24 protein-coding genes and 1 riboswitch are annotated in these 25,952 nt (G+C 39.6%); of the genes, 14 read left to right on the forward strand and 10 right to left on the reverse strand.

Annotated features, from left to right (window positions below):
• Positions 1–93 precede the first annotated feature (93 nt).
• Positions 94–1,008, forward strand: a complete 915-nt coding sequence (gene rarD / locus LG273_RS17040; RefSeq protein WP_404455893.1) for an EamA family transporter RarD — start codon at positions 94–96, stop codon at positions 1,006–1,008.
• A 47-nt stretch (positions 1,009–1,055) separates the two neighbouring features.
• Here rarD and LG273_RS17045 read toward each other — a convergent pair whose 3' ends face one another.
• On the reverse strand, positions 1,056–2,663 hold the full coding sequence (locus LG273_RS17045) for a glutathione ABC transporter substrate-binding protein (RefSeq protein ID WP_404455895.1): 1,608 nt from the start codon (positions 2,661–2,663) through the stop codon (positions 1,056–1,058).
• Between the two features lie 320 nt (positions 2,664–2,983).
• Between LG273_RS17045 and LG273_RS17050 the strand changes: the two genes are divergently transcribed.
• The 8 genes from LG273_RS17050 (at position 2,984) to LG273_RS17085 (ending at position 12,082) form a co-directional block, all read left to right on the forward strand.
• Entirely contained in the window at positions 2,984–3,886 is a 903-nt protein-coding gene (locus LG273_RS17050; protein WP_404455898.1) for an ABC transporter permease, read from the forward strand.
• Between the two features lie 15 nt (positions 3,887–3,901).
• Entirely contained in the window at positions 3,902–4,822 is a 921-nt protein-coding gene (locus tag LG273_RS17055) for an ABC transporter permease (RefSeq protein WP_404455901.1), read from the forward strand.
• A 7-nt stretch (positions 4,823–4,829) separates the two neighbouring features.
• On the forward strand, positions 4,830–5,870 hold the full coding sequence (locus LG273_RS17060; RefSeq protein WP_404455904.1) for an ABC transporter ATP-binding protein: 1,041 nt from the start codon (positions 4,830–4,832) through the stop codon (positions 5,868–5,870).
• Positions 5,848–6,864, forward strand: a complete 1,017-nt coding sequence (locus LG273_RS17065; protein WP_404455907.1) for an ABC transporter ATP-binding protein — start codon at positions 5,848–5,850, stop codon at positions 6,862–6,864. The genes LG273_RS17060 and LG273_RS17065 overlap by 23 nt, the downstream gene beginning before the upstream one ends.
• A 209-nt stretch (positions 6,865–7,073) precedes the next feature.
• A riboswitch (SAM riboswitch) is annotated at positions 7,074–7,192 on the forward strand.
• Positions 7,193–7,324: 132 nt separating this feature from the next.
• Positions 7,325–9,058 carry an O-acetylhomoserine aminocarboxypropyltransferase/cysteine synthase family protein gene (locus tag LG273_RS17070; protein WP_404455910.1) on the forward strand — a complete coding sequence of 578 codons (1,734 nt, stop codon included), beginning with the start codon at positions 7,325–7,327 and terminating at the stop codon, positions 9,056–9,058.
• Between the two features lie 43 nt (positions 9,059–9,101).
• Positions 9,102–10,178 (forward strand): homoserine O-acetyltransferase, encoded by a 1,077-nt coding sequence (locus LG273_RS17075; RefSeq protein WP_404455913.1) that lies wholly within the window; start codon positions 9,102–9,104, stop codon positions 10,176–10,178.
• Between the two features lie 372 nt (positions 10,179–10,550).
• Positions 10,551–11,453: an SGNH/GDSL hydrolase family protein gene (locus tag LG273_RS17080; RefSeq protein WP_404455917.1), complete on the forward strand. Its 903-nt coding sequence runs from the start codon at positions 10,551–10,553 to the stop codon at positions 11,451–11,453.
• A 5-nt stretch (positions 11,454–11,458) separates the two neighbouring features.
• On the forward strand, positions 11,459–12,082 hold the full coding sequence (locus LG273_RS17085) for a YpmS family protein (protein ID WP_404455919.1): 624 nt from the start codon (positions 11,459–11,461) through the stop codon (positions 12,080–12,082).
• Positions 12,083–12,185: 103 nt separating this feature from the next.
• On the opposite strand, the gene LG273_RS17090 is transcribed toward LG273_RS17085, so the two are convergent.
• Positions 12,186–12,815: a hypothetical protein gene (locus tag LG273_RS17090; protein WP_404455922.1), complete on the reverse strand. Its 630-nt coding sequence runs from the start codon at positions 12,813–12,815 to the stop codon at positions 12,186–12,188.
• Positions 12,816–13,040: 225 nt separating this feature from the next.
• Between LG273_RS17090 and LG273_RS17095 the strand changes: the two genes are divergently transcribed.
• On the forward strand, positions 13,041–14,663 hold the full coding sequence (locus LG273_RS17095; protein ID WP_404455925.1) for an ABC-F family ATP-binding cassette domain-containing protein: 1,623 nt from the start codon (positions 13,041–13,043) through the stop codon (positions 14,661–14,663).
• A gap of 409 nt (positions 14,664–15,072) precedes the next feature.
• Here the strand turns inward: LG273_RS17095 and LG273_RS17100 are convergent, their stop codons facing one another.
• Both LG273_RS17100 and LG273_RS17105 read right to left on the reverse strand, forming a co-directional pair.
• On the reverse strand, positions 15,073–16,020 hold the full coding sequence (locus LG273_RS17100) for an L-threonine 3-dehydrogenase (protein ID WP_404455928.1): 948 nt from the start codon (positions 16,018–16,020) through the stop codon (positions 15,073–15,075).
• 28 nt (positions 16,021–16,048) lie between these two features.
• The gene (locus LG273_RS17105) at positions 16,049–17,239 is read right to left on the reverse strand and encodes a glycine C-acetyltransferase (RefSeq protein WP_404455930.1); all 1,191 of its coding nucleotides are present in this window, start codon (positions 17,237–17,239) and stop codon (positions 16,049–16,051) included.
• Positions 17,240–17,483: 244 nt separating this feature from the next.
• Between LG273_RS17105 and LG273_RS17110 the strand changes: the two genes are divergently transcribed.
• Positions 17,484–17,615, forward strand: coding sequence for a hypothetical protein (locus tag LG273_RS17110; protein WP_404455933.1), 132 nt, complete (start codon positions 17,484–17,486; stop codon positions 17,613–17,615).
• Positions 17,616–17,715: 100 nt separating this feature from the next.
• Here the strand turns inward: LG273_RS17110 and LG273_RS17115 are convergent, their stop codons facing one another.
• Positions 17,716–18,531, reverse strand: coding sequence for a LysM peptidoglycan-binding domain-containing protein (locus tag LG273_RS17115; protein WP_404455936.1), 816 nt, complete (start codon positions 18,529–18,531; stop codon positions 17,716–17,718).
• Between the two features lie 375 nt (positions 18,532–18,906).
• Entirely contained in the window at positions 18,907–19,836 is a 930-nt protein-coding gene (locus LG273_RS17120; RefSeq protein WP_404455939.1) for a DUF1002 domain-containing protein, read from the reverse strand.
• A 256-nt stretch (positions 19,837–20,092) separates the two neighbouring features.
• Here LG273_RS17120 and LG273_RS17125 point away from each other — a divergent pair, with 256 nt between their 5' ends.
• The 3 genes from LG273_RS17125 (at position 20,093) to LG273_RS17135 (ending at position 23,211) form a co-directional block, all read left to right on the forward strand.
• Complete coding sequence (locus tag LG273_RS17125) at positions 20,093–21,325, forward strand: MFS transporter (protein ID WP_404455942.1); 1,233 nt, start codon at positions 20,093–20,095, stop codon at positions 21,323–21,325.
• Between the two features lie 181 nt (positions 21,326–21,506).
• Complete coding sequence (locus LG273_RS17130) at positions 21,507–22,853, forward strand: MATE family efflux transporter (RefSeq protein ID WP_404455945.1); 1,347 nt, start codon at positions 21,507–21,509, stop codon at positions 22,851–22,853.
• Between the two features lie 112 nt (positions 22,854–22,965).
• Entirely contained in the window at positions 22,966–23,211 is a 246-nt protein-coding gene (locus LG273_RS17135) for a DUF1450 domain-containing protein (protein WP_042221296.1), read from the forward strand.
• A 66-nt stretch (positions 23,212–23,277) separates the two neighbouring features.
• Here LG273_RS17135 and LG273_RS17140 read toward each other — a convergent pair whose 3' ends face one another.
• From LG273_RS17140 to LG273_RS17155, 4 genes are read right to left on the reverse strand one after another with little or no spacing between them, the layout of a single operon-like run.
• Positions 23,278–24,447, reverse strand: a complete 1,170-nt coding sequence (locus LG273_RS17140; protein ID WP_404455947.1) for an iron-containing alcohol dehydrogenase — start codon at positions 24,445–24,447, stop codon at positions 23,278–23,280.
• Positions 24,448–24,458: 11 nt separating this feature from the next.
• Complete coding sequence (locus tag LG273_RS17145) at positions 24,459–24,836, reverse strand: RidA family protein (protein WP_404455950.1); 378 nt, start codon at positions 24,834–24,836, stop codon at positions 24,459–24,461.
• Positions 24,837–24,896: 60 nt separating this feature from the next.
• Positions 24,897–25,526 (reverse strand): lysozyme family protein, encoded by a 630-nt coding sequence (locus LG273_RS17150; RefSeq protein ID WP_404455953.1) that lies wholly within the window; start codon positions 25,524–25,526, stop codon positions 24,897–24,899.
• Entirely contained in the window at positions 25,516–25,950 is a 435-nt protein-coding gene (locus LG273_RS17155; RefSeq protein WP_404455956.1) for a hypothetical protein, read from the reverse strand. Before LG273_RS17155 ends, LG273_RS17150 begins: the two co-directional genes overlap by 11 nt.
• Positions 25,951–25,952: the final 2 nt, after the last annotated feature.

Genomic DNA, 25,952 nt, shown 5'->3' on the forward strand with positions numbered 1-25,952 from the left:
TTTGCTTTTTCAATTAGACTCTTTTAAAATGAGTTTATTTGATACAACGAAGCTCTCATTTATTATAAATCCAATTAGAAAAGAAGGGTTGGCATGAACACGAAACAAGAACAAACAGGAATCCTGTTAACTGCAGGGGCATACTTGCTTTGGGGATTTCTTCCGATTTATTGGAAGGCAGTAAACCATGTTTCAGCAGGTGAAATTTTAGCACATCGAATTATTTGGTCGTTTATTTTTATGCTTTTACTCATTGCACTTCTGCGAAAATGGCCAACTGTACGGAAAGAATGTAAGGCGATCCTGACTAATAAGAAACAGCTTATTGCGATCATGTTTGCATCTATTATGATTACTCTAAACTGGTTAATTTTTATTTGGGCTGTTAACAGTGATCATGTTCTTCAAGCTAGTCTCGGCTATTATATCAATCCTTTAATAAGTATTTTGCTAGGTATCCTCGTCCTTAAAGAGACCTTAACAAAAAGACAGCTATTTTCCTTTATACTCGCAGGTGCAGGCGTCTTATTTTTAACTGTGAGCTACGGGGTTTTTCCATGGGTTTCTTTACTTTTAGCAATGACATTCGGGTTGTATGGGTTGTTTAAAAAGAGGCTAAATGTAGGAGCTTTTGCAAGTCTAACAATTGAAACAATGTTTATCACACCATTTGCTGTTATCTATTTATTTATTTTACCAGAAAATGTTTTTCACACTAATACTTTCCTAGAGGCTTCCAATCTAGTTCTCATCGGCGCAGGGATTGTAACAGCTGTGCCACTGCTTTTATTCGCTGGCGGTGCAAGAAGAATTCCATTAGCTATGATTGGATTCCTACAATACATTGCGCCAACTATAATGCTGATCCTTGGCGTATTCGTGTATAACGAGACCTTTACGACAGCTCACTTGGTCGCCTTTTCCTTTATTTGGATTGCTTTAATTAATTATATGGTGTCTACATACTTCCCTTTTAACAAAAGAAAGACTAGGAGAGTATTAAAATAGTTTTTTATATTAAAAAAGCCGGGTAAGGTAGCCCGGCTTTTTTAATATTATTCTTCAATATAAGTGTTTTTAATTTGGTAAATTCCTTGTGCGTCAATACCAAAGTCTTTTACTGAATCATCTACACCTAAGATATATTCTTGATGGTGAATGTATACCATTGGTGCCAATTCAACAAGCATTTCTTGCGCTTCGGTGTACAGTTCTTGACGTACTGCAGGATCTGTTTCCTGTCGCGCTTCTTCAAGTACAGCATCCAGTTCCTCATTCTCTAGGAACGAACGGTTACCCGGAGATCCTACTTGAGAAGAATGGAATAATGGGTACATTCCATAGTCAGCATCAGAAGTAGCATTAGACCATCCTAGGATAAACATATCATGCTCCCCGTTTGCTGTTCTTTCTAGATAAGCTCCCCACTCTAGCTCCTCAATTTGAACATCAATGCCGATTTCACTTAATTGCTCTTGGATTGCAACAGCTGTATCTACACGTTGTTCATTGTCATTTGTCCAGATAGTGGTTTCAAATCCATCCTCATATCCAGCTTCTGCAAGTAGGCTCTTTGCTTCTTCTACGTTATATTCTAGGCCTTCAACAGATTCATCATAACCAAATACTGGTGGAGCCAATGGTCCAATTGCCGGGATACCTACTCCATTGTATACACCGTCAATAATTGCCTCTTTATTAATCGCCATAGAAATTGCCTGGCGGACTCTTACATCATCAAATGGTTCTTTTTGAGCGTTAAAGCCAACGTAAGAAAGTGATACACTCGGCTCTTGTAATAGGCTCAGTCCATCAGCATTTTCCACACGGGAGATATTGTTAGGACCGATATTATCTGCTACATCAGATGCTCCAGTTTCCAGTTCGGCAATTCTAGCGCTTTGCTCTGAAACCACTTTAAAAGTTACAGAATTAAGCTTTGCCGGTTCTCCCCAATAGTCTTCATTTTTAGTAAGAACCACTTCTGCACCTGGATTCCAGCTTTCAAACTTAAATGGACCTGTACCTGCGGGATTTTGGTTTATGTAGGCATCTACATCTCCACCCTCTTCTAATTGAGCATAATCTTCCTCAATAACATCAGGGCTCATAATTGCTGCACCACTATGTGCTAAGTTAGCTAAAAGAGGTGCATATGGGAAACTAAGGTTAATGCGTAACGTATAGTCGTCCACCACTTCCACGCTGTCTACAGCTTCAAAAAGAAAAGCACGTGGAGAAGCAATTTCTTCATCTACTAGACGGTCGAAGTTTGCTTTTACAGCCTCTGCATTAAATTCAGCTCCGTCATGGAATGTTACGCCTTCTTGGAGTGTGAACTCCCACGTAGTGTCATCAACTTGCTCCCACTCTGTAGCTAGTCCTGGCTGTACTTCCTGGTTTTCATCTAATTTCGTTAATGTTTCATAAATATTATCTTGGACGTTACCTGAAGGAATATCATTCGCTCCATGAGCAGATAATGATACGACGTCTGCTCCGATCGCAATCGTTAGATCACCGGTTGAACCAGCATCACCTTCAGCAGAATCTCCGCTGTTACCTCCATCTTCTTCCACTTCACCATCGCCGGCACAAGCCGCCAAGATTAGCGAAAGAAACAATACCAGCGAGAATAGCAAAAGAAACTTTTTTGATTTCATGGTTTGTTGCCCCCCTATTTTTATCTTGTGATTATAAATAGTTTATATAATCACTTAATAATATAAATCATATTTTACTAAATATCAAGAATATTTAAACGCAACACGCTAATTTTATACAAATCTCTTATATATCAAGAAGTATTTCTGACTGTAAAATTAAACCTAAATATATCGGAATATTTTATCATTTGATGAAGTGTGTATTTAATTGTAATATGAAATAGTGCGATTCTTTTATCAAAACTGAACGTTCTACCTTTTTGCAATCAAGACAAAATAGATTCTATAAGAATCACGAAAAGATGAGGGGGAATAAAATGAGTGCTGAACAAGCTAATAGTACAGCTGTAAAGCAAAAAAAGAAGGTAGATGGGCCATTTATAAGATCTGTAAAAGACTTTTATAAGCGTCTCTCTAAAAACAAAAGTGCCTTAGTGGGCGGGTATCTGATTATATTTCTGATTATTGTTGCATTTGTAGGTCCTTATATTACTACACAGGACCCTAACAATATTGACTACGCCGTGAAGTTTGAAGGTCCTTCTGCGGAGCATTGGTTAGGTACAGATCACCATGGTAGAGATATCTTCACAAGAATAATCCATGGCTTAGGCATTACAATGGGTATTGGTATCATTTCTACCATCATAGGTGGTATCGCAGGCGTTATCATTGGTCTTGTATCAGGGTATTACGGAGGTAAAATTGATGCGGTTATTATGCGTCTGATTGATGTCCTTTTAGCTTTTCCTGGGATCCTCTTAGCATTAGCTTTAATTAGTATTCTTGGTGCAAGTTTGCAAAACGTTATGATCGCCATATCTATTTTCGCTATCCCGACCTTTGCCAGAATTGTACGTGGTTCTACTCTATCTGTTAAAAACCTAGAGTACATTGATGCAATGAAGGCGTTGGGAGCATCCGATGTCAGAATCATTTGCAAACATATTTTACCTAATATTCTTTCACCAATTATTGTCCAAGCTAGTTTGTTTATTGCAAGTGCCGTCTTATCAGCTAGTGGATTGTCCTTCCTTGGGCTTGGTGTTCAACCACCATCACCTGAACTCGGGGCATTGCTAAGTGATGGGAGAGATTTCATGTGGGATGCAGGCCATATCGCTTTATACCCAGGGCTTGCTATCATGCTCATTGTACTAGCATTTAATATATTTGGTGATGGGTTGAGAGATGCTTTAGACCCTAAATTTAATAAATAGGAAGTAGGTGCAAATATGTTTCAATTCATAGTACGTCGTTTATTACAGCTTATTCCTGTGTTAATAGGTGTTACGATTCTAGTTTTTTCCTTGATGCACCTATCTCCAGGAAATCCAGCCCATATTATAGCGGGTGAAAGTGCTCCAAGGGATACGGTGGAGCAAATAGAGGAGAGACTAGGCTTAAACGACCCTATTATTGTCCAATATCTAACATTTGTAAAAGATGCAGCAATGCTTGACTTCGGAAATTCTTGGAGAACAAGCTTACCGGTCAGCAGTGAATTAGGGCCAAAGTTTATGGTAACTTTCGAGTTATCTGTATATAGTACGATTTTTAGTATCTTTTTAGGATTGATTGCAGGTATTATTTCTGCGGTAAGGCAGTATTCCTTCGCAGATATTTCTATTATGCTTGTAGCGCTTTTTGGACTTTCCATGCCTAACTTCTGGCTAGGCCTTATGTTAATGCAGTGGTTTTCCATTCAACTAGGGTGGCTGCCAGCGACTGGCTGGGGATCCGTACAGCAAATTATATTACCGGTAATTACGTTAGGGACAATGGGGGCAGCAGTTATTGCCAGGATGACACGTTCGAGCATGCTTGACGTTATTTCCCAGGATTACATTCGTACAGCTAGAGCAAAAGGGTTGAAAGAACGGGTAGTTATTTATCGTCACGCTTTAAAAAATGCTCTGATTCCTGTTGTAACAGTTGTCGGGCTACAATTTGGTAGTTTACTTGCCGGATCTGTGCTAACAGAATCTGTCTTCGCTATTAATGGAATGGGAAAATTAATCGTTGACCGAATTTTGGCTAGAGACTTCCCTGTTGTCCAGGCTTCTGTATTAGTTATTGCTGTAGTATTCGTGTTTGTAAACTTAATCGTTGATATTTCTTATAAATTCTTGAACAAGCGGATTAAACTAGATTAATAGATTGATGAGAGAGGTGAACTCATTGAATGAAGAGACCATTTTAGACATTAAAGATTTACGGACTTCTTTTGAACTTGACGATTTTGAAGTAAGAGCTGTTGATGGCGTTTCTTTTAAATTACCTAAAGGAAAAACGATTGGAATTGTAGGTGAATCAGGGTCTGGTAAAAGTATTACCGCCCTTTCCATTCTACGTCTGCTTGAAAAGCCAGGTAAAATTAAAGGCGGAGAGATTAATTTTAAAGGCAAGGACCTCACCAAAATGAGTGATAAACAAATCCGGGAAATCCGCGGAAATGAAATATCTATGATATTCCAGGAACCGATGACGTCTTTAAACCCTGTTTACACTGTAGGGCAACAAATACGGGAAACCTTAAAGGTTCACCAAGGACTCGGTAAAGAAAGTGGCACACAAAAAGGGATAGAGCTTCTAAAACTAGTAGGTATCCCGTCACCAGAACAACGTATAAAGCAATACCCACATGAATTATCTGGTGGGATGAGACAACGTGTGATGATCGCAATGGCCTTAGCCTGTAACCCTGATTTATTAATAGCGGATGAACCGACAACCGCTCTTGATGTAACTATCCAGGCCCAAATACTAGAATTGATAAAAGAACTGCAAAAAGAGTTGGGAATGTCCGTAATTATGATTACCCATGATATGGGTGTCGTAGCGGAAACGTGTGACTATGTCGCTGTTATGTATGGCGGAAAAGTAGTTGAATACCAAGATGTAAAATCATTGTTCAGAAATCCAAAACACCCTTATACCGTTGGGCTCCTTAAATCCATCCCACGTCATGACACGGATGTTGACGAGTTAGAACCGATAAGAGGGAATGTGCCAAGTCCAGCGAATATGCCTAAAGGCTGTCGATTTGCCCCCCGTTGCCCTTTTGCAACAGACCTATGTGTAGAAGAGTTACCAACACTAGATGAGCAAAGTGACGGTGGCGAAGTACGCTGCTGGATTTATACAGATCGCTGGAATGGAGATCCGGAGGTGAAAGTAAATGCAACAGAAAGAACTACTTAAAGTAAATAACTTAAAGCAATATTTCCCGATAAAGGGTGGAATCCTGGGAAGAACGATGAACCACGTAAAAGCTGTTGATGACGTGTCCTTTGAAATTTATGAGGGAGAAACGCTAAGTGTTGTAGGCGAATCTGGTTGTGGAAAGTCCACTACCGGCCGTGCTATCCTTCGATTAGATGAGCCAACTGCTGGGGAAATTGAATTTGATGGCACTGACTTACTATCCCTTAATAAAAGCGAGATGCGGAAAAAGCGTAAAGATTTGCAGGTTATTTTCCAGGACCCTTATGCGTCCCTAAACCCGAGACAAACTGTTGGAAAAATATTAATGGAAGCAATGGCAATTCAAGGAGTTGTTCCCAAAAACAAACGCCGCCAACGTGCTATCGAAATCCTTGAAACAGTTGGGTTAAACGGCGAACAAATTGACCGTTATCCACATGAGTTTTCAGGTGGTCAACGTCAGCGAATTGGAATTGCAAGGGCATTGTCAGTCGATCCAAAGCTAATCATTTGTGATGAAGCAGTATCTGCACTCGATGTGTCCGTACAAGCCCAAGTGTTAAACCTGTTGAAGAAGCTGCAAAAAGAATTTAACCTTACCTTCTTCTTTATCGCCCACGATCTTGGAGTCGTACGACATATTTCTGATAGAATCATTGTTATGTATTTAGGAAAGGTAGTAGAGATCGCGGATAAAAAATCTCTTTTCGATAACCCGCAGCATCCATACACAAAAGCATTGCTGTCCGCTATCCCTATTCCAGACCCTGAAGTTAAAAAAGAACGTATTACATTAAAAGGAGATGTTCCTTCTCCAATCGACCCTCCTACTGGTTGTCGTTTCCATACAAGATGTCCATTTGCTACAGAGGTTTGTAAGACAGATGTACCGGAATTACGTAACCTAGACCATATGCAGGAAGGTCATCGTGCTGCTTGCCACCACATGGAAAAAATCATGGCCGGCGAACTGCAGCCAGAGACCGTTTAAATAATCATAGCTAAATAGATTTTGATTAACTGAACCGAACTTCGATGGTTTTCCATCCAGTTCGGTTTTTTCTTACTAAAAAAGGATCAATTCCGCAACATTACTCAGCGATCATATTCAAGGACTAAATTTAGTTCTTTCTTTTTAAAAAAACCGGTTGACAATTGACTATGTTACCTAATATAATGTGAATAATTTAAAAATTGAATCTCTTATCAAGAGTGGTGGAGGGAATAGGCCCTGCGAAGCCCGGCAACCTGTAAGCAAATTTTATTTGCTTCCGATGGTGCTAAATCCTACAGATCATAATGGATCTGGAAGATAAGAGGAGGAACGTGGATGATACGCCCTCTTCTTAGGAAGAGGGCTTTTTATATGCCCTCCTTCTCCCAGGCCGGTTAAAAAACTGGGCGTTGCCGTCAATTGACTGGCTGCCCACTAATTTAAAGGAGGAATTGACATGACAGCATTTAATTACCAACAGGACGAAACGATTTTACTTCACGGCGGACAAGAGCCTGACCCAACTACTGGAGCGAGGGCTGTACCAATCTATCAAACGACCTCTTATGTATTCCGGGATACAGAACATGCGCAAAACCTATTCGGATTATCTGAACCTGGTAACATTTACTCCAGAATTATGAATCCAACAGTCGATGCGTTTGAACAAAGAATTGCACAGCTAGAAGACGGGATTGCTGCAGTTGCCACTTCTTCTGGTATGGCTGCTATATCGTTTGCAATCTTAAATATTGCTAGTGCTGGAGATGAAATTATCGCGGATAGCAATTTATATGGCGGGACATACAACTTGTTCGCCCACACACTGCCACGCTACGGCATCACAGTGAAATTTGTGGATGGAACAAACCATGAAGAGATTGAGCATGCAATTACAGACAAAACAAAAGCTATCTTTGGCGAAACAATTACAAACCCAAGCTTAAACATTTTTGATGTGGAAGCTGTTGCCACTATCGCGCACCAGCATGGAATCCCACTTATTATCGATAATACGTTTGCACCATATCTAACGAAGCCTCTAACCTGGGGAGCAGATATCGTCGTTCATTCTGCAACAAAGTGGATTGGAGGACACGGAACAACCATTGGAGGAGTTGTGGTTGATGGTGGCCGCTTCAATTGGAATAACCCAAGATTTAAAAATTTTACTGAGCCACAAGAAAGCTATAAAGGCTTACGTTATATCGATGTTGGAGCTGCTGCCTTTGCCACCAAATTGCGAGTAGAGCTCTTGCGAGATATCGGAGCTTGTCTAAGTCCTCAAAACGCCTTTCTTTTATTACAAGGTCTTGAGACTTTGCATTTACGGATTGAGAGACATACAAAAAATGCTGAAGAGGTTGCTGCATTCCTAGCCACTCATGAAGCAGTTGATTGGGTCAACTACCCAGGTCTATCAAACCATCCTTCCCATCAGCTGGCTAAAAAATATTTAAAAGACGGTTTTGGCTCTATTATTACTTTTGGCATTAAAGGAGGTCGAGAGGCTGGAAGAAAGTTAATTGATTCGATTTCTCTATGGTCCCATGTGGCAAATGTCGGTGATGCCAAATCTTTAATTATTCATCCTGCATCTACCACCCACCAACAGCTTAACGAGGAAGAACTACAGAGCTCTGGCGTATTAGAAGAACTTGTACGACTTTCCATTGGGCTTGAGTCGACCTCTGACTTAATAATCACTTTAGATGAAGCAATCAATCTGGCTGTCGGCCAACCATCCACAAACACACCGACAGAAAAGGATGCAAGAGAATGGCTAGTCCGCTCGCCCTTTGACAGGAGTAATGGCTCTGTAAGGCAGAAGACTATCGTACTCTCTACAACAGAGAGCAATCATGAGTTAAAGCAACAACTTGAAACACTTGGTTTCCTCGTTGCAGAGATTCAGGAGATCGAGAACAAGGAATCCAACATTTATACCCATTTATCGGATGTCCCATTTCAAGTTGATGCTGTTTATGTAGATAACCAGAGCGGTCCTGCAAACTTACTTGAGCAAGTAATTAACAAGCAAATTAGCATTCTATGGGCAGATGAAAACCATACAAAGCTACTCGAAAATGCTCGGGCTGCCGGAATTACGGTAATTACTGGGAATAACCCTTATAACGAAGCCATTCGCCAACGTAAAGGGGTAATAGAAAGTGTAACTGCAGGTGTTTAAAGTAAAACTTCATTGGGAGGTCTAAAGACAAAGGAGGACGCCTATGACAAATTCCCAGAAGATCGCTCCCACCGTTGATGAGATCAAGATAGGTCCGATGGTTCTCACTTCAGGTGAAATCCTTGAAGAAGTTACCTTACGCTATGAAATTTCCGGTCCTGTGGGCGCCCCAGTTATTTTAATTTGCCATGCGCTAACAGGAAACCACCTTGCTATTGGGAATAAAACCAACCCCGGCTGGTGGAGCGGTCTTATTGGCGAGGGAAAGCATATTGATACAAACAATTATCAAGTACTAACCTTTAATGTGCTTGGTGGTTGTGATGGGTCCACGGGCCCTGCAACGATCAATAAAAAAACCAATCAACCATATCGAATTTCGTTCCCTCCAATAACCATACGGGACATGGTACATGCACAACAGCTCGCACTTGAAATAATGGGAATTAACCATTTAGCTGCTGTGATAGGGGGATCACTTGGAGGGATGCAGGCAATGGAATGGGGGCTTCTCTATCCAACTAAAATGGATAAACTCATCATTCTCGCCTCCACCCCCTACTTTTCGGATTTTGGCATAGCATTCAACCATATTGCTGAAACGGCGATTAAACAAGACCCTGAATGGAAAAATGGTTTATATGAATCCAACCTCTCCCTCAGAGGATTAGAAATTTCCAGGATGATTGGAATGGTTACTTACAGAAGCTCCACGCTATTCAATGAACGTTTTGCACGCAAAAGTAGCCAGCAGCAATATGATATTAGTGCTTATTTAGATTACCAAGGGAAAAAGTTAACAGAGCGGTTTGATGCCAATAGTTATTTAACATTACTACAGGCAATGAATCATCACGATATTGGTAAAGGCAGAGTGAACTGGATACAGGCTGCTAAACAAATTGAAACTCCTCTTCTAGCAATAAGCTATGATAAGGATTTAATTTTTGAACCACCTTTAATGAAACAGTTTGCAGAAGAAGTGGCAAATGGATGCTATTACCATGTTAAAACAGATTTTGGCCATGACGGTTTTTTAACTGAATTTGAAAAATGGGGAGAAATTGTCCGTAACTTTTTAGCAAACGAAACCCTTTTTACTAAGAAAAAACAGGTTTAATCATTAAGTAAACTGGGAAAAATAGAGATAACCTTTCCTTTCACATATCGCCTTTTTTAAAGGGCGATTTTTCTTTGTACATGAAAAAAGGAAAGAAATAAATACTGCAACTATTGGTATGATAAGTTTATATGAAGTGAAACTTCATTTGATGGGGAGTTCTCTTATTCCCCACGAAAGGCAAATTATAAGCGATTTGTTTTCTTTATCAGCAATATAATTTATGAGATAATCTAGTGTACTGCTTATACGACTAAGCAGGGAGCACAGAACGGGTCATTTAAAATAAGATAGTAGTAGAAATCCTATATAGTATTGGATTTTCTTCCCCCTGACACGGGACAAATAATACAGCTTAGGTGTGGGATGAACATGAAAAAACGTAATATTATAATACTTATTTTGCTATCAATACTTATTATTGGCACAGGGGTTATCGTGCTATACTCATACCAACCGGGGTCGCAATTTAAGGATGTGACTATCATGAATAGCGAACTCCCAGATAGTGAGACAGAGCAAGCCGAAGAAACAAAGGAAGAGGAAACGCAAGAAGAGCCGGCCAGTGAAACGGAACAAACACCGCTCTCAGAAGTCGTTGTAAATGTCGTAGAAAGTACCCTTGATTTCTTTTCCATGCGCGAAACCCAAGTAACTGCCATTGGGGATTCACTTACGCAGGGAGTCGGTGCTGCGACCGAACAAGGCGGCTATGTTGGCATTTTGGATCGTGCCATTAATCAGGAAAAAGAGCTTGTAGCCTTTGATAATTTTGGAGTACGCGGAAATCGTTCTGATCAGCTGCTAGCGCGAATAGAAAAACCAGAAGTAGTGGATTCCATTAATCAAGCAGATATTGTTCTTATTACCATTGGGGCAAACGATATTATGCAAGTCGTAAAAGAGAATTTCACGAATTTACAAATGGAGGATTTCAACAAAGCACGCGTTTCCTATGAGGATAGATTAAGGCAAATCTTTACGAAAATTCATGACATTAGTCCAAAAGCAGACATTTACTTACTAGGCTTTTATGACCCTTTCAGTCAATATTTCCGTGAAATTAAGGAGCTTGGCGTCATAGTGGAAGAATGGAATGGAACGAGTGAAAAAGTAACGAAAGACCTTGACTATGCGACATTTATTCCAACGATTGATCTTTTTGCAGGGGCTTCGGAAAATTTATTTGCTGAAGATAATTTCCATCCCAACGATAGTGGGTACAAGCGAATGGCACAACGAGTTCTTGATTATTTAACAAATGAAGAAGGATGAATGCAATGAAAGATAGAACAAACAGACTGAAAGCAAAAAGTAAATGGAAAAAACTTTTTTATGGCTTACTGATATTAAATATTGCAGTAATCCTAATTCTCCTTGCCCTTATTTTCTGGCCAGTGCCTGACGCAACGTATCCGGAAAACGAAGCCACCCCACAGGATGAAAGTTCAGAATTTGTTGTACGAACAACGAAACAAAATCTTAATGACCTAATTAACGCTTATACAGATCAGTTATTACAAGGCACAAGACACCAATACCGAATTGAATTAGATGAGGATGTTCATCTTATTGGAGAACTTCCTGTATTTTCTTCAACGGTACCCCTTTCTGCACATCTTGAGCCATTGGTGCAGGAGAATGGAGATATTATTCTTAAGCAAAAATCCATCTCTATAGGGCTCCTGGAACTCCCAAATAAGAAGATCATGGAGTATATTGGCAAATATCTGCCTATGCCCGATTGGGTCACCGTTAATCCAGAAAAAGAAGAAATTTATGTAGCTGTAACGGAAATGGATATCCGGAGTAATTTTGAAGTTGGGGTAGAACATATCGACTTGGAGGCAAATAATCTTGCATTCCGTATTCGTATCCCTTACCAGACACTGGGTATTGACTAAAGGTGGACATCATAAAGCTAAACATCTAGAGGGGAAAACGAGCTCCAGGTTCGACTAGAACCAATTATGTTACACATTAAAAAAAACGAGCCGCAGCTCGTTTTTATCGGATAACCAATCGTTTAACTTTAGAAGATAAGGAAAAAATAAATGATTGCTTTGGCTCTGTTTGTCTGCCTGTTACTAGTGTTTTCTCTCGATTCATTAAATGATCAGGATAACAACCCAGTCTTCCCTGGTATATTAATTGCATACCCTCCACCGTTCTTAGGTCTCCAGGCTTCATAAAATAGGTTGGTTTCTTCAATTCAATCGTTGGTACACCTTGCAGCACTGTCGCTACAAACTCTGAACAAAAAAGGGCATTTTTACGATTTATTTTAATTTGGAAAAGTACCCCAAAGAGACCGATAAAATTGTAGCGATATTCATCTTTCTTTGCTTCAATTTCTTTTATATTTTTAATAATGTTTTTATACTCTTCTGCAGATATCCTGCAACTATAGACAGCGCAATGCGATTGCTTTAGAAAATCACTCGTTATATCTTCTTTTACAAACCCTCCAATAAAAGGGTTTCTGGGACGCTTTCTCCCAAAGCTATATACCTCACTTAATGCCCCGTCCAGGGAAATGGATACATGGTTTAATGATTGCCTTGTGCAAAAATTAATAGCTCTTGCCAAATAAGTACCAGTATCGGTAAATAGCAAATAAATTGTTCGCTCCTGCAACTCTGTCCCCCCTCTCCAATCCTTGTTCTCTCTATATATTAGGACGCTTGTTTCAAAAACCCCTTTTTATCTACTATTGCAAAAAACGAACAAATATACAAGTTAATTTTTTGAAAAGATTACTTCCTATTATAATATATGACCGTTATACATTGACGAAACCACTTAAATACCGTAATCTAACTGTGACTGCAATTTCATATTTATTGGAGGAATCGGTTATACATGATTAATGTAAATAATGTAAGTTTACGATATGGTGACAAGAAGTTGTTTGAGGATGTAAATCTAAAATTTACTCCTGGCAATTGTTATGGCCTAATTGGTGCCAATGGCGCAGGTAAGTCTACCTTTTTAAAGATACTTTCTGGTGAAGTCGAGCCACAGTCCGGCAATGTGAGCCTCTCACCTGGAGAACGCCTTGCTGTATTAAAGCAGGACCACTTTGCTTATGAAGAACATCAAGTTCTTGAGACCGTTCTCATGGGGCATGAAAAGCTTTATGCCGTTAAACAGGAAAAAGACGCCATCTACATGAAAGGCGACTTTTCCGAGGAAGACGGAATGCGTGCTGCTGAATTAGAAGGCGAGTTTGCGGAAATGAACGGTTGGGAAGCTGAATCTGATGCCGCAGTCCTGTTAAAGGGACTAGGAATCGACGAATCTCTTCACCTGCTGCAAATGGGCGACCTTGCTGCAGATCAAAAAGTTAAAGTCCTTCTTGCTCAAGCTTTATTCGGCAACCCTGATATTCTTCTATTGGATGAGCCGACTAACGGACTTGATATTCATGCGATTCAGTGGCTGGAAGAGTTTCTCATTAATTTCGAGAATACCGTTATTGTGGTCTCCCATGACCGTCACTTTTTAAACAAAGTATGTACCCATATTGCTGATGTTGATTATGGTAAAATTCAAATCTACATCGGAAACTATGATTTTTGGTACGAGTCCAGCCAACTGGCAGCACAAATGGCACAACAGGCTAACAAGAAGAAGGAAGAGAAAATTAAAGAGCTACAGACCTTTATTGCTAGGTTTAGCGCCAATGCTTCTAAATCAAAGCAAGCAACGTCAAGAAAGAAAATGTTGGATAATATTACGTTAGATGATATTAAACCATCCTCACGTAAGTATCCGTACATTGCTTTCACACCTGAAAGAGAAATTGGGAACGATCTTTTACGTGTAGAAGGATTAACAAAAACAATTGGCGGTAATAAGGTCCTTGATAATGTAAGTTTCACAATGAATAAAGACGATAAGATTGCTTTGATCGGGAAAGATGACATTGCAAAAACTACTTTATTCAAGATACTTGCAGGAGAGATGGAACCTGATGAAGGTACGTATAAATGGGGAGTAACAACTTCTCAATCTTATTTCCCTAAGGATAATGCACCTTATTTCGAAAACAGTGACCTAACATTAGTTGACTGGCTTCGTCAATTTTCACCAGAGGATGAAACAGAGACATTCCTTCGTGGTTTCCTAGGTAGAATGCTTTTCTCTGGGGATCAAGCCCTTAAAAAGGCAAGCGTCCTATCCGGTGGTGAGAAGGTACGTTGTATGCTTTCAAAAATGATGCTCAGTAATGCGAATGTGCTTATGCTGGATGAACCGACAAACCACCTTGATTTGGAATCCATTACGGCATTAAATAATGGATTAATTAAATTTAAAGGTTCTATCTTGTTCACATCACATGACCATCAGTTTGTAGAAAGTATTGCCAACCGCCTAATTGAAATCACACCAAGTGGCATTGTTGATAAAGAAATGAGCTATGACGAATACGTTGCAGATAAAAAGCTTCAAAAAGAAATCTCTGCTATGTATGCTGGATAAAACCGAAACATTTGCCTCTGCAAGTCAAAAGCAAATATAAAGACCAGAGTGATTTAAAATCACCACTGTGGAAATACGTTTTACTTTCCAACATTAAAGAGGCTGGGACGTAACTAAATCATCAATGCTTAAATACGAATAATATGCTTTAGCACCGCTTCGGCAGAACACTCCGCTTTCCACGGGCACGGCCTCAGCCTCCTCGTGGAAAAGGCACCACTGCGGGGTCTTCGGACTCGTGCTGTTCCCGTAGGAGTCTCCGCGTTCTGCCTACGCTAAAATAAGAAAACCCGAACTAGGCAAACCTTTATTAACGGATTTGCAAGATAGTTCGGGTTTTCATATGTTGAGAGAACTTTTGTCTCAGCCTCTTCACTTTTCCCAGCCAGTTTAATACCTCAAAGATATACTATTTTGTATGCTTTTCTTTTACTTTTTCCAGCATGTCTTCTGTCATTCTATCAATATCGTATTCTGCTTGAAAGCCCCATTCTTTGGTGGCAACGGAAGAGTCTATGCTGTTTGGCCAGCTGTTGGCAATATTTTGCCTTATTGGATCCACCTCATAGTCTAACGTAAATTCTGGGATATGCTTTTGAATTGCTTTTCCAAAATCCTCTGGCGCAGCAGATATCGCAGAAATATTAAACGCATTACGATGCTCCAATTTCGCCGGATCTGCTTCCATAAGTTGAATAATTGCATTCAAAGCATCTGGCATGTACATCATATCCATTTTCGTTCCTTCACCTATATAAGAACGGTATGCTTTATTTTTAATCGCCTCATAATATATTTCCACAGCATAATCAGTCGTTCCCCCGCCTGGTGGTGTAACGTAAGAAATTAGACCTGGAAAACGGACTCCTCTTGTGTCTACACCAAACCGATGATGATAATAGTCTGCTAGCAGTTCCCCTGCTACCTTATTGACCCCATACATCGTCGTTGGGCGCTGCAGGGTATCTTGCGGTGTTTGATCCTTAGGCGTTGTTGGACCAAACGCTCCGATAGAACTTGGTGTGAAAAATTGCAATTCCAGCTCACGTGCGACTTCAAGGGCGTTAACAAGCCCCCCCATATTAATGTCCCATGCAACCTTTGGATAGACCTCTGCTTTTGCTGAAAGCAATGCAGCCAAATGCATGATTGTATCCACATTATGGGCTTTGGCTACCTCATGAAGACGATCTGCATTGGTGACATCGACAACTTCAAAGGGGCCATTATTGCGCTCACCTTCAGCTTCCCGTATATCCGTCCCAATAACATTATCCGCCCCATAAGCTTCTCGTAGTTGCCCCAAAAGTTCCGAGCCAATTTGACCAAGTGCTCCTGTAACTAAAATTCTTTTCATTTCCCTAACTCCTCATCTTCTCTTGATGCTAAATTAAACCCATCTCTTTTCCTACTTTTTCATATACTTTTAGCGCATTATCCAACATTTCCTTCGTATGCGCCGCTGTTGGCATGTTACGGACACGCCCTGTGCCACGAGGTACTGTCGGAAATACAATAGATTTTGCATAAACGCCTTCTTCATAAAGTCTTCTGCTGAATTTTTGAGTATCATTTTCATCCCCGATAACACAAGGTGTGATTGGCGTTTCACTGCCTCCTATATCAAAACCTAACTCCTTCAATCCTGCTTTTAGGTAATTGGCATTTTCCCATAATTTCTCATTAAGCTCTGTACTTTCCATTAATAACTCAATCGCTTTGGTACTAGCCGTTGCATCTGCTGGTGAAACAGCTGTAGAAAATAGGAATGGACGAGAACGAACTTTCAGCCAATCAATTAAATTCGCTTTACCAGCAACATAGCCTCCAATTACGCCAATAGCTTTTGAAAGGGTACCCATTTGGAAATCGACCTTATCCTGCAGGCCAAAATGCTTTACAGTCCCCGCGCCTTTTCCAAGAACCCCTGATCCATGCGCGTCATCCACATAGGTAATCAGGTCAAATTCTTCTGCAATTTCTACAATTTCAGGGAGCTTGGCAATGTCTCCGTCCATGGAAAATACGCCGTCTGTAATAATCATTACTTTATTATAAAGACCAGATTCTGTTGCTTCTTTAGCCTTTTGACGAAGATCCTCCATATCTGAATGATTAAAACGAATGATTTTCGCCTTTGACAAGCGGCAACCATCGATAATAGAGGCATGGTTTAATTCATCCGATAAAATTGCATCATTTTTATCCATAACAGCTGAAATAGCTGCCATATTACAGTTAAAGCCAGACTGGTAGGATATTGCTGCTTCAGTGCCTTTAAATTCAGCCAGTTTTTTTTCTAATGTAAGGTGTAAATCTAACGTACCATTAATTGTACGTACAGCCCCAGACCCAACTCCGTGTGAGTCAACCGCTTCTTTAGCAACCGATTTTAACCTACTATCTGTTGCAAGGCCAAGATAGTTATTGGAAGATAAGTTTATTAATGACTTCCCACCAATATTGATTTCCGGTCCATTGGCCCCTTCTACTGGGTCAATTTCATTATATAATCCACGCTCTTTTAGATCAGCAATGTTTTCATCTAAAAATTTATTTAATAGTTTACTACTCATCTTTTTACTTCCTCCTTTTATGTAGTCAGATTTAAAAGTGTATCCTAGTTCTTTTAATCCCAGTTTAACACAAAGCCATCTAAATGTTTAATGGAAGCAAGTGTATACGAAATAGTAAGATCCTTCTAAATAAAAGGCTTACAAAATTGTAAGATTTACCTATAAAAATGTCATAAAAAAGCATGGTTTGATGGCGGAATCTTTATTATACTGAGAGTAGAAATTAATGAGTGGAGGCATCAGCATGAAAAAGTTCCTTGTAGCCTTAATAGCTGTACTCATTGTCGGGTTTGGAGTAGTTGGTTACACCCAAATGAATGACGATGCGACAGAAATAGTTGACGAAAACTCGCATTCTACCAAGATCAAGTCTTAGTGGAATTACATGTTTAATATAAAAAAATAAAAGGAAAACATCTAGTAAACGATGCTTTCCTTTTATTCTATTAAATTTTTATTCAGTTTTTGTTCTTTACTTATTCAACAACTGTAACATCGACTGTGCGTACGCCCCAGTCATAAGCTGCATCTTTTGATGATACGTGCAAGTCTATTTTATTACCTTTAATTGCGCCACCAACATCAGCAGCTGTTGCGTAACCATAACCTTCAACATACACTTTAGAACCAAGTGGAATAACGTTAGGATCAACAGCAATTACTTTAGCGTTAGGATTTTTATTTAAATCAACACCTGTTGAAGTTACACCAGAGCAACCATCACAATCTGCAGTATAAGCAGTTGCTGTTACAGAAATTGTTTTCCCTTCAGCTTTCTGCTCAGATTTAGCTGCTTGTTCTGTTTTTTGCTCTGTTTTTGTTACTTGCTTTGCCTCAGCTTTTTCCTCTTGCTTATTAGCTGATGCAGTGTTCTGTGTAGTTACTTCTTGTTCCTTTGTTTCTTTCTTTTCCACTTCGGCAGCTGGCTTGTCTTCCTGTGCAACATTTACACCCTGGATTTTTAACTCTTGTCCGATTGTAAGTAAATCAGAGTCAAGTTCATTCCAATCTTTTAAGTCTTCTACCGTAGTATCAAATTTGTTAGAGATACCAATTAATGTATCGCCTTTTTCTACTTGATACAATTCATTAATAAATAATGTTTGGTTCGGTTGAATCACATTGGATTCCAATTCGTTTATATTAACTAAATCATCTACGGTTGTATTATAGTCCTTTGCAATTTGCCAAAGGTTGTCTCCAGATTGCACTTCGTACTCTTCTGCTGAAACAGTTGTTGCAGCGCCAGCGATAATAATGCCTGCAGCGAATGAAGCTACTAATTTTTTCATTCGTTTGTCCCTCCTTGAATTTCTGACATTGCCTATAGTACCACAGGGGTAAATGCAATGCAGTTACAAGACTTTTAAGAGTCTATTACAAGCATTACCAAAACTAGCTTTAAATATTACAAATATAATAGATTTGTGACAAAGAGCCCATTTTAGGTTGTTTTATTACAAAACAAGAACAAAAAGGCCTAATTATGGAAAAGATATGGAAAGCAAACAGGGAATAAAGTAAAACTTCATTTGGTGGAGAAATCCCTTTCCCCCTCCAATTGTTAGTTGAACGAAAAATCTAACTTTCTATTAGATAAAGAAAAAAAGCCCTATAGAACGTCCACATTAAAGGGAATGTTCTATAAGGCTCTTTGAGTGCTGGTATTAGCTAAACAATCCTTGTATCATATTGCTAAGCGATTGGAAGAGGTTCCTGAAGAAGTTTCCGACCTTTTCCCAGAAACCTTCATCAAGTCCTAATTCATTCGCTTTGTCCGTAATACTTGAAGCAATGTCTTCTAATTGGTTTCTCACCTGGTCAAAATTAATGTTAAGATCGCGCATTTTATTAAAGAGATCTACTAGCATTTGCCTGTCTGCTTCACTTAGGGAAATTTCCAATTTGCTTAATTGTTCTTGAACAATTTGTTCCACTTCCTCTTTTGTAGCAGGATTTTGCTCTGCAATCATTTTCTTTATCTCCGTTAATAGTTCGCTTACCTTTTGTTGATCCATGCCCTCTTTTTCAGCAAGGTTTGTTGCGACGTCAAGCTCATCGTTAGCCAGTTCCATTCGTTCTTTGTCGAGCTCTGCTCCTTCAACATCATATGCTTTATAAATTCCTGTTAAAGCTGAATGTCCACTAACTTTTACAGGTGAAGCAACATCTACTGTGGCATTTTCCACACCAGCTGTTAACAATGCATTGGCATACATTTCTTTTGTCACTTCAGTAATATTATCCGGCGTTACAATATTTATCGTAAGACCATTTCCCTCTTCCTGCCGTACGATCTTTGCACTTGAATACATATTGGAATGAATATCACCGTTAATATACTTAGCAATATCTTCTCCTGTTACATCATATTCTTTTACAGCAGTTGCATCTGCAACCTTAAGTAAGCTGCGCACTTCTTCCCTTTGCGCATCTGATAATGTATCACCATATACAACAACTGGAGAACCAAGCTTTTCATTAATACTATCTGAATCGCTGGCTCCACTATCAGCCATTACCGGGATGGAAGCTCCCAGCATAAACATTGCAATAAGAATCATCGTAAACAGTTTCTTTATCGTATACTTTTTCATCGTAGTTTCCCCTTTTTCATTAATAGAAGCAAGCGACATAAATTACAAACTTGCTACCGGCCTTTCTAATACATATGCTTGTCCATCTGCCAATATCCTTCTCTCTTATTATACAATTTTCCATTCTATATGAATACTGTTGGTTAATAAAAAAGGGTGCATATAACTTTAAATGAATGTAAATTTACGATATATTTAGGGTAACGAAATAATTTTTAGAAGGAAGGGCATTGCCATCATAGATCAAGATCAGAATATGTTAGTAAAGCGGAATTTAGCAATCATGTGGTTAGCTAACTTTTTTATTGCCGGAAGTATTACGATGGTGTTACCGTTTATCTCCTTATATATTGAGTCTATGGGAAATTTCTCAGATGCTTATGTGCAGAATTGGTCAGGATGGATCTTTGCGGTTACCTTTGTCTCTGCATTCCTCTTCTCTCCAATATGGGGGCGAATTGGGGACAAATACGGCAGAAAAAGAATTCTCATTATATTAGCTATCGGCTTAGGTTTATCTGTATTCTTAATGGGCTACGCCACTACAGTCTGGCAGCTTTTTTTATTGCGTTTGTTTATGGGGATTGTTACTGGATTTATACCCATGTCCCAGGCCTTTATTTCAACACAGACACCAAAAGAGGTAGCCGGGAAAGTACTGGGTACCTTACAAACAGGTAGTATTACCGGAACACTTATGGGTCCCTTACTCGGTGGTGTACTCGCAGATGCGTTTGGCTATGCAAGCACCTTCAAATGGGTATCGCTCACTGTTTTTATCTCAGCTATTATCGTTTTCTTTGGTATTAAAGAATTAAATGTGAGGCTCTCTGATGATGAGTCTGATTATAAATCCTATTCAAGCAAAGAAGTTATCATGCATATTGTAAGAAGACCTGTCCTGCTCGTAGTAATGTTGGTATCCGTACTTGTGCAAGTAGCGCATTTTAGTATACAACCAATTCTTTCATTATTTGTTGCTGAAATACATGGTCCAGCAAGTATTGCTTTCTTTTCTGGTATGGCTTTTTCAGCTGCCGGTCTTGGGAACTTACTAATGGCGCGCCGCTGGGGGCGTTTAGGTGATCGTATCGGTTATATTAAAATACTGATCATCCTATTGTTTATGGCAGGAATCGTGTATTTACCAGGTGCTTTTGTTACAAATATTTGGCAGCTTGTCGTATTAAGATTCTTGTTAGGCATCGCCATCGGAGGCATCATTCCTGTTCGAATAGCATATATCAGACAAGAGGCACCACTTTCCATGCAAGGAGAAGTACTCGGTTATAACACTAGCCTGCGTTTCCTTGGAAATATTATCGGTCCGGCGTTGGGAGGAGCGCTATCAGGATTTTTCGGCTTTTCCTCTGTTTTTATGGTTACAAGTATACTACTCCTCATTAGTGGTATCATCATGCTAGTTACATGGTACAAATATGAATATAACGGAAAACACAGTCCTTTCTTTTCCACCTCTCGGCAATAATGAGGCTTATGTTGTTTTATTCGTAAAGAAATGACCCGTGCTCTGTTTATCCCAGGGAGTCTAGGCTCTCTGGGATATTTTTTTAGTCTTTTTATTTTTGTGGAAAAATTGTAAAATACTCTTATTGTGCAATAATGTTATACATTTTCAAATTTATATATAATAGAGAGTAGGACCTTTTATGAAGGAAAATAATACAAAGCAACTCACCTTATTCGCCCTAACATGGCCGATCTTTGTGGAATTATTACTGCATATGTTAATGGGGAACGCGGATACCCTTATGCTTAGCCAGTATTCGGATAAAGCTGTAGCGGCCGTTGGGGTGGCGAATCAAATCCTGTCTGTAGTCATTGTTATGTTTGGCTTCGTCGCCCAAGGAGCAGCCATTTTAATTGCTCAAAACCTTGGAGCTAAGCATAATAAGCAGGCAGGAGAAATTTCTGTTCTATCCATTAGTTTGAACCTCTGGTTTTCCCTTTTCTTAAGTGTTATTTTATATTTTGGCGCAAGATGGATACTACGTATAATGGATCTTCCCAGTGAGATTATGGGCGAAGCAACCGCGTATATGCAAATTGTTGGAGGACTTATCTTTGTGCAAGCCTTAATTATGACAACAGGTGCTATACTTAGAAGTTATGGCCACACAAAGGATACTATGATGGTGACAATAGGCATGAACATCATAAATGTTGTAGGCAACTATTTTGTTATTTTTGGACCATTTGGCTTCCCGGTTTTTGGTGTAGAAGGAGTTGCCTTTTCTACGGCAATTAGCCGCTTTATCGGCTTTATAGTGCTGTTAATTTTATTAATTAAGCGGACGAGTGGTGAACTAGACTTCACTAAATTTCTACATTACCCTAAGCAGCATATCAAAAAGTTATTACAAATTGGCATCCCGTCTGCAGGTGAACAGCTTTCCTATAATGCGAGTCAAATGGTAATCACCTATTTTGTAGCACAGCTAGGTACACTTGCCATTACTACAAAGGTGTATGCGCAGAATATAATGATGTTTATTTTCTTGTTTTCCATTGCAATCGGGCAAGGAACACAGATTTTAATTGGGCACATGATTGGCGCAGGAAAAATTGAGGATGCGTATGAGCGTGGCATCAAGAGTCTGCGTATTTCTATTTTTATTTCCCTTAGTATGGCTGGTATTGTCTACCTTCTACATGAGCCATTACTTGGTATCTTTACGGATAATCCAACTATCGTGCAAACAGGGGCATTCTTGCTGCTCATGACAGTTATTCTAGAACCCGGAAGAGCGTTTAATTTAGTAATGATCAGCTCTTTACGTGCAGCTGGCGATGTGAAATTCCCAGTTTACATTGGAATTGCTTCTATGTGGGGGATCAGCGTGACCTTTGCATGGTTTTTCGGAATCTTTTTAGACCTTGGATTAATTGGCATCTGGATTGCCTTTATTGCTGATGAATGGTTAAGAGGCGTTTTCATGCTCCGAAGATGGCGTAAACGTCATTGGGTTTCCATGAGCTTTGTAGAGCGCGATTAATGCAGGAAGTATAAGAAGCAAAACCAAAGAATTGATTTCTTTTGAAATATATGCTAAAACTAACAGAGTCCTATCAATAGGAACTATTTAATAATAGAAGGTAAGTGATCGTATGGGTATTGTCGTAGTCGAGGTCTGTGACGGAAATGCAATCACTACAATTAATATAGAGGAAATCTTAGAGAAGGAATTTCCAGAAGTAGCCGTTTTGATGAACGAATGTTTATCCTTTTGCGGCCTGTGCAGGGTAAAACCATATGCACTTATTAATAACAGACGCATTTTCGGTAACACGCCTGAAGAATGTTTAGATAAAATAAGAGTAGCAATAAAAGAAGAACTGGCTGTTTATCAATAAGCCAGTTCTTCTTTTATTTTTACATAATTTGACGAAAGAATTTCCCGGGAAATATTTCGTCGGATTTTATAGGCTTGCTTTATAAATTTCGACAGCATCCTCTTTTGTTAGCTTTTTAAAGTTTCCAAATTGCGGACTTGCCACAACAGTTTTTTCGGCCATTTCCTGTACACTGCTTTCGTTTATGTCGTAATCTGCTAGTGTTGCAGGTGCGCCAATACTACTCCAAAAAGCTCTTAATTGGTCGATTCCTTCTAAGGCCACTTCTTTATCAGACTTTCCTTCTGTTTCCACATCAAACACGCGAACTGCTAGCTGTTTAAAACGCGCTACATTTTGCTCATCCATGACATGTTTCATCCAATTAGGGAATAAAATAGCTAATCCGCCACCGTGTGGAATGTCATGCACAGCTGATACTGCGTGCTCAAGGTTATGGGTAGCCCAATCCCCGCGGAATCCCATGCTAAGCATATCATTTAAAGCTAAGGTACCACTTAACATAATGGTTTCACGATATTCGTAATTCTCCATGTCTTCTAGTAGCTTTGGCGCTGTCTCCATTACCGTTTTCAGCAATGATTCACAGAATCTGTCCTGAATTGGCGTGTTTGTCGTTTGATGGAAATAGTGCTCTAATACATGTGACATCATATCAACCATACCATATACTGTTTGATCTCGCGGAACAGAATACGTATGTGCTGGGTCTAATATAGAGAATTTAGGACTTGTATACGGCGAGCCCCAGCCATGTTTCTCATTCGTCTCCCAGTTAGTAATAACAGAACCGCGATTCATTTCAGAACCGGTTGCTGCCAATGTAAGCACTGTCCCGAACGGTAATGCATCTGTGGCCTGCTCTTTTTTCGTCACGATATCCCACATATCTACTTCCGTTGTTGCACCTGTGGCAATAGCTTTTGTACAATCAATTGTACTGCCCCCGCCTATTGCAAGTAGAAATTCAATACCTTCCTTCTTGCAAATTTCGACTCCTTTACGGACAGTAGAAATTCTTGGGTTTGGTTCTACTCCAGATAGTTCAAATACTTCTGCATCAATTTCATCGAGTTTTGTTAACACATTATCATAAATGCCATTTCGTTTAATGCTGCCTCCACCATAGACAATAAGCACTTTTTTCCCATATTGTGCTACTTCATTTGGCAATGCATTAAGCTGGCCTCTTCCGAAAATTAGTTTTGTTGGATTATAATACGTAAAATTTTCCAAGATACAACCTCCTATTTTTGATAACAAATGACGTCCATCTCTACAAGGACATCTTTCGGTAAACGACTAACCTCTACGGTAGCTCTAGCTGGGTATGGTTCAGCTAAATAACTTCCATAAATTTCATTTACCGTAGCAAAATCATCCATGGATTTCAAATAGATTGTAAATTTCACGACTTCCCTAAAGGTAGCGCCTGCTTCATCAAGTATAGCCTTTAAATTTTGCAGAACTTGTTCTGTTTGTTTCTCAATACCTTCTACAACTTCACCTGTTGAGGGGTCAAGTGGTATTTGCCCTGAAACATAAATGAAATCACCTGCTTTAATGGCCTGTGAATAGGGACCGATTGCAGCGGGCGCCTTGCTAGTAAAAATAGCCTCTCCCATATTGCTTTGCCTCCTTTGGTTACGTGTTAAGGATGGATCTTACCATCATCATATCATGAGTTACTGGGCTTCTGCCTCTATAACGTCTCGATAGTTCATCACTGCTTTCACGTAATAAATATCCCCATAGCATGCGTCTAGCTCCCGAGAGCCGTCCCGGAGGCATCGATATTTTTCTTTATTCGGATCACGGCCGTACATGTATTGGGAAAAATCAATAGCCGTTTCCTGTGAGTACTCCCCAGACCTTTCCTGTACATAATTAATAAAACCTCTGCCAAAATTATAGGACTGTACAGCAAGATGTATGTCACCTTCAGCGTCATCCAGTGTTTTGGAAAAATATTCAACACCCTGTTCAATGGAAAGCTCTGGATCCTCAATACAGTTCCTTTCCCCACAATAACTTTCAGATGCTTGCATAGGGTCTTGGCCTCTTCCACCAGACTCCTGCATCATGATTGCGAGGATCACATCTGTGTAGTTTCCAACCCCATCCTCCTCTGCATACCTTTCAACTAAAGGGCGATATTCTCTTACCTCCTCGCTGATAGCTGGACGTTGAGAATCTTCCGTAGTTTGATTCCATTCATAGGCTATGAAGGAGAGCACCAACAACACTCCACTAAGCAGCAGAAACAGAAGCATGGTGTGCTTTAGTGCACGTATATGGCGTTTTCTACCTTTCATGCAACGCCCTCCCAAGCTTTTTCATGAGCAGGGCTACGACCACTCCATATAAGAGATGCCCGAGTAACCAATATGACAGAGAATAGAAGTCAAATAGATCTGGAGTACGCTGTGAGAATGCAGTTGTTCCATAAAGTAAGAGACCAATTGCCCCATTCGCCAGAACATAGGGTAACAAGCTATACGCCATGCTCATTCGCTTAAAGATTTCATATAGCATAAAAACTAATAGGGTCGATACAATGAGATGTAAACTAAACTCTATAAAGCTTCCCATGTTCCACTCTTTTAAAACAGGTATATAATCAACATTTACGAGCAATGTATATACTTTTAAGGAAGTTAATCTTTGGACCAACCAAAGAAGTGCCCCTAAGAAAATGCCGGATATAATCCCAGTAAATAGGATTCCTATACGTTTCATCT

Source organism: Oceanobacillus kapialis (assembly GCF_044790185.1).
In the GTDB taxonomy this organism is placed as follows: Bacteria; Bacillota; Bacilli; order Bacillales; family Amphibacillaceae; genus Oceanobacillus_B; species Oceanobacillus_B kapialis.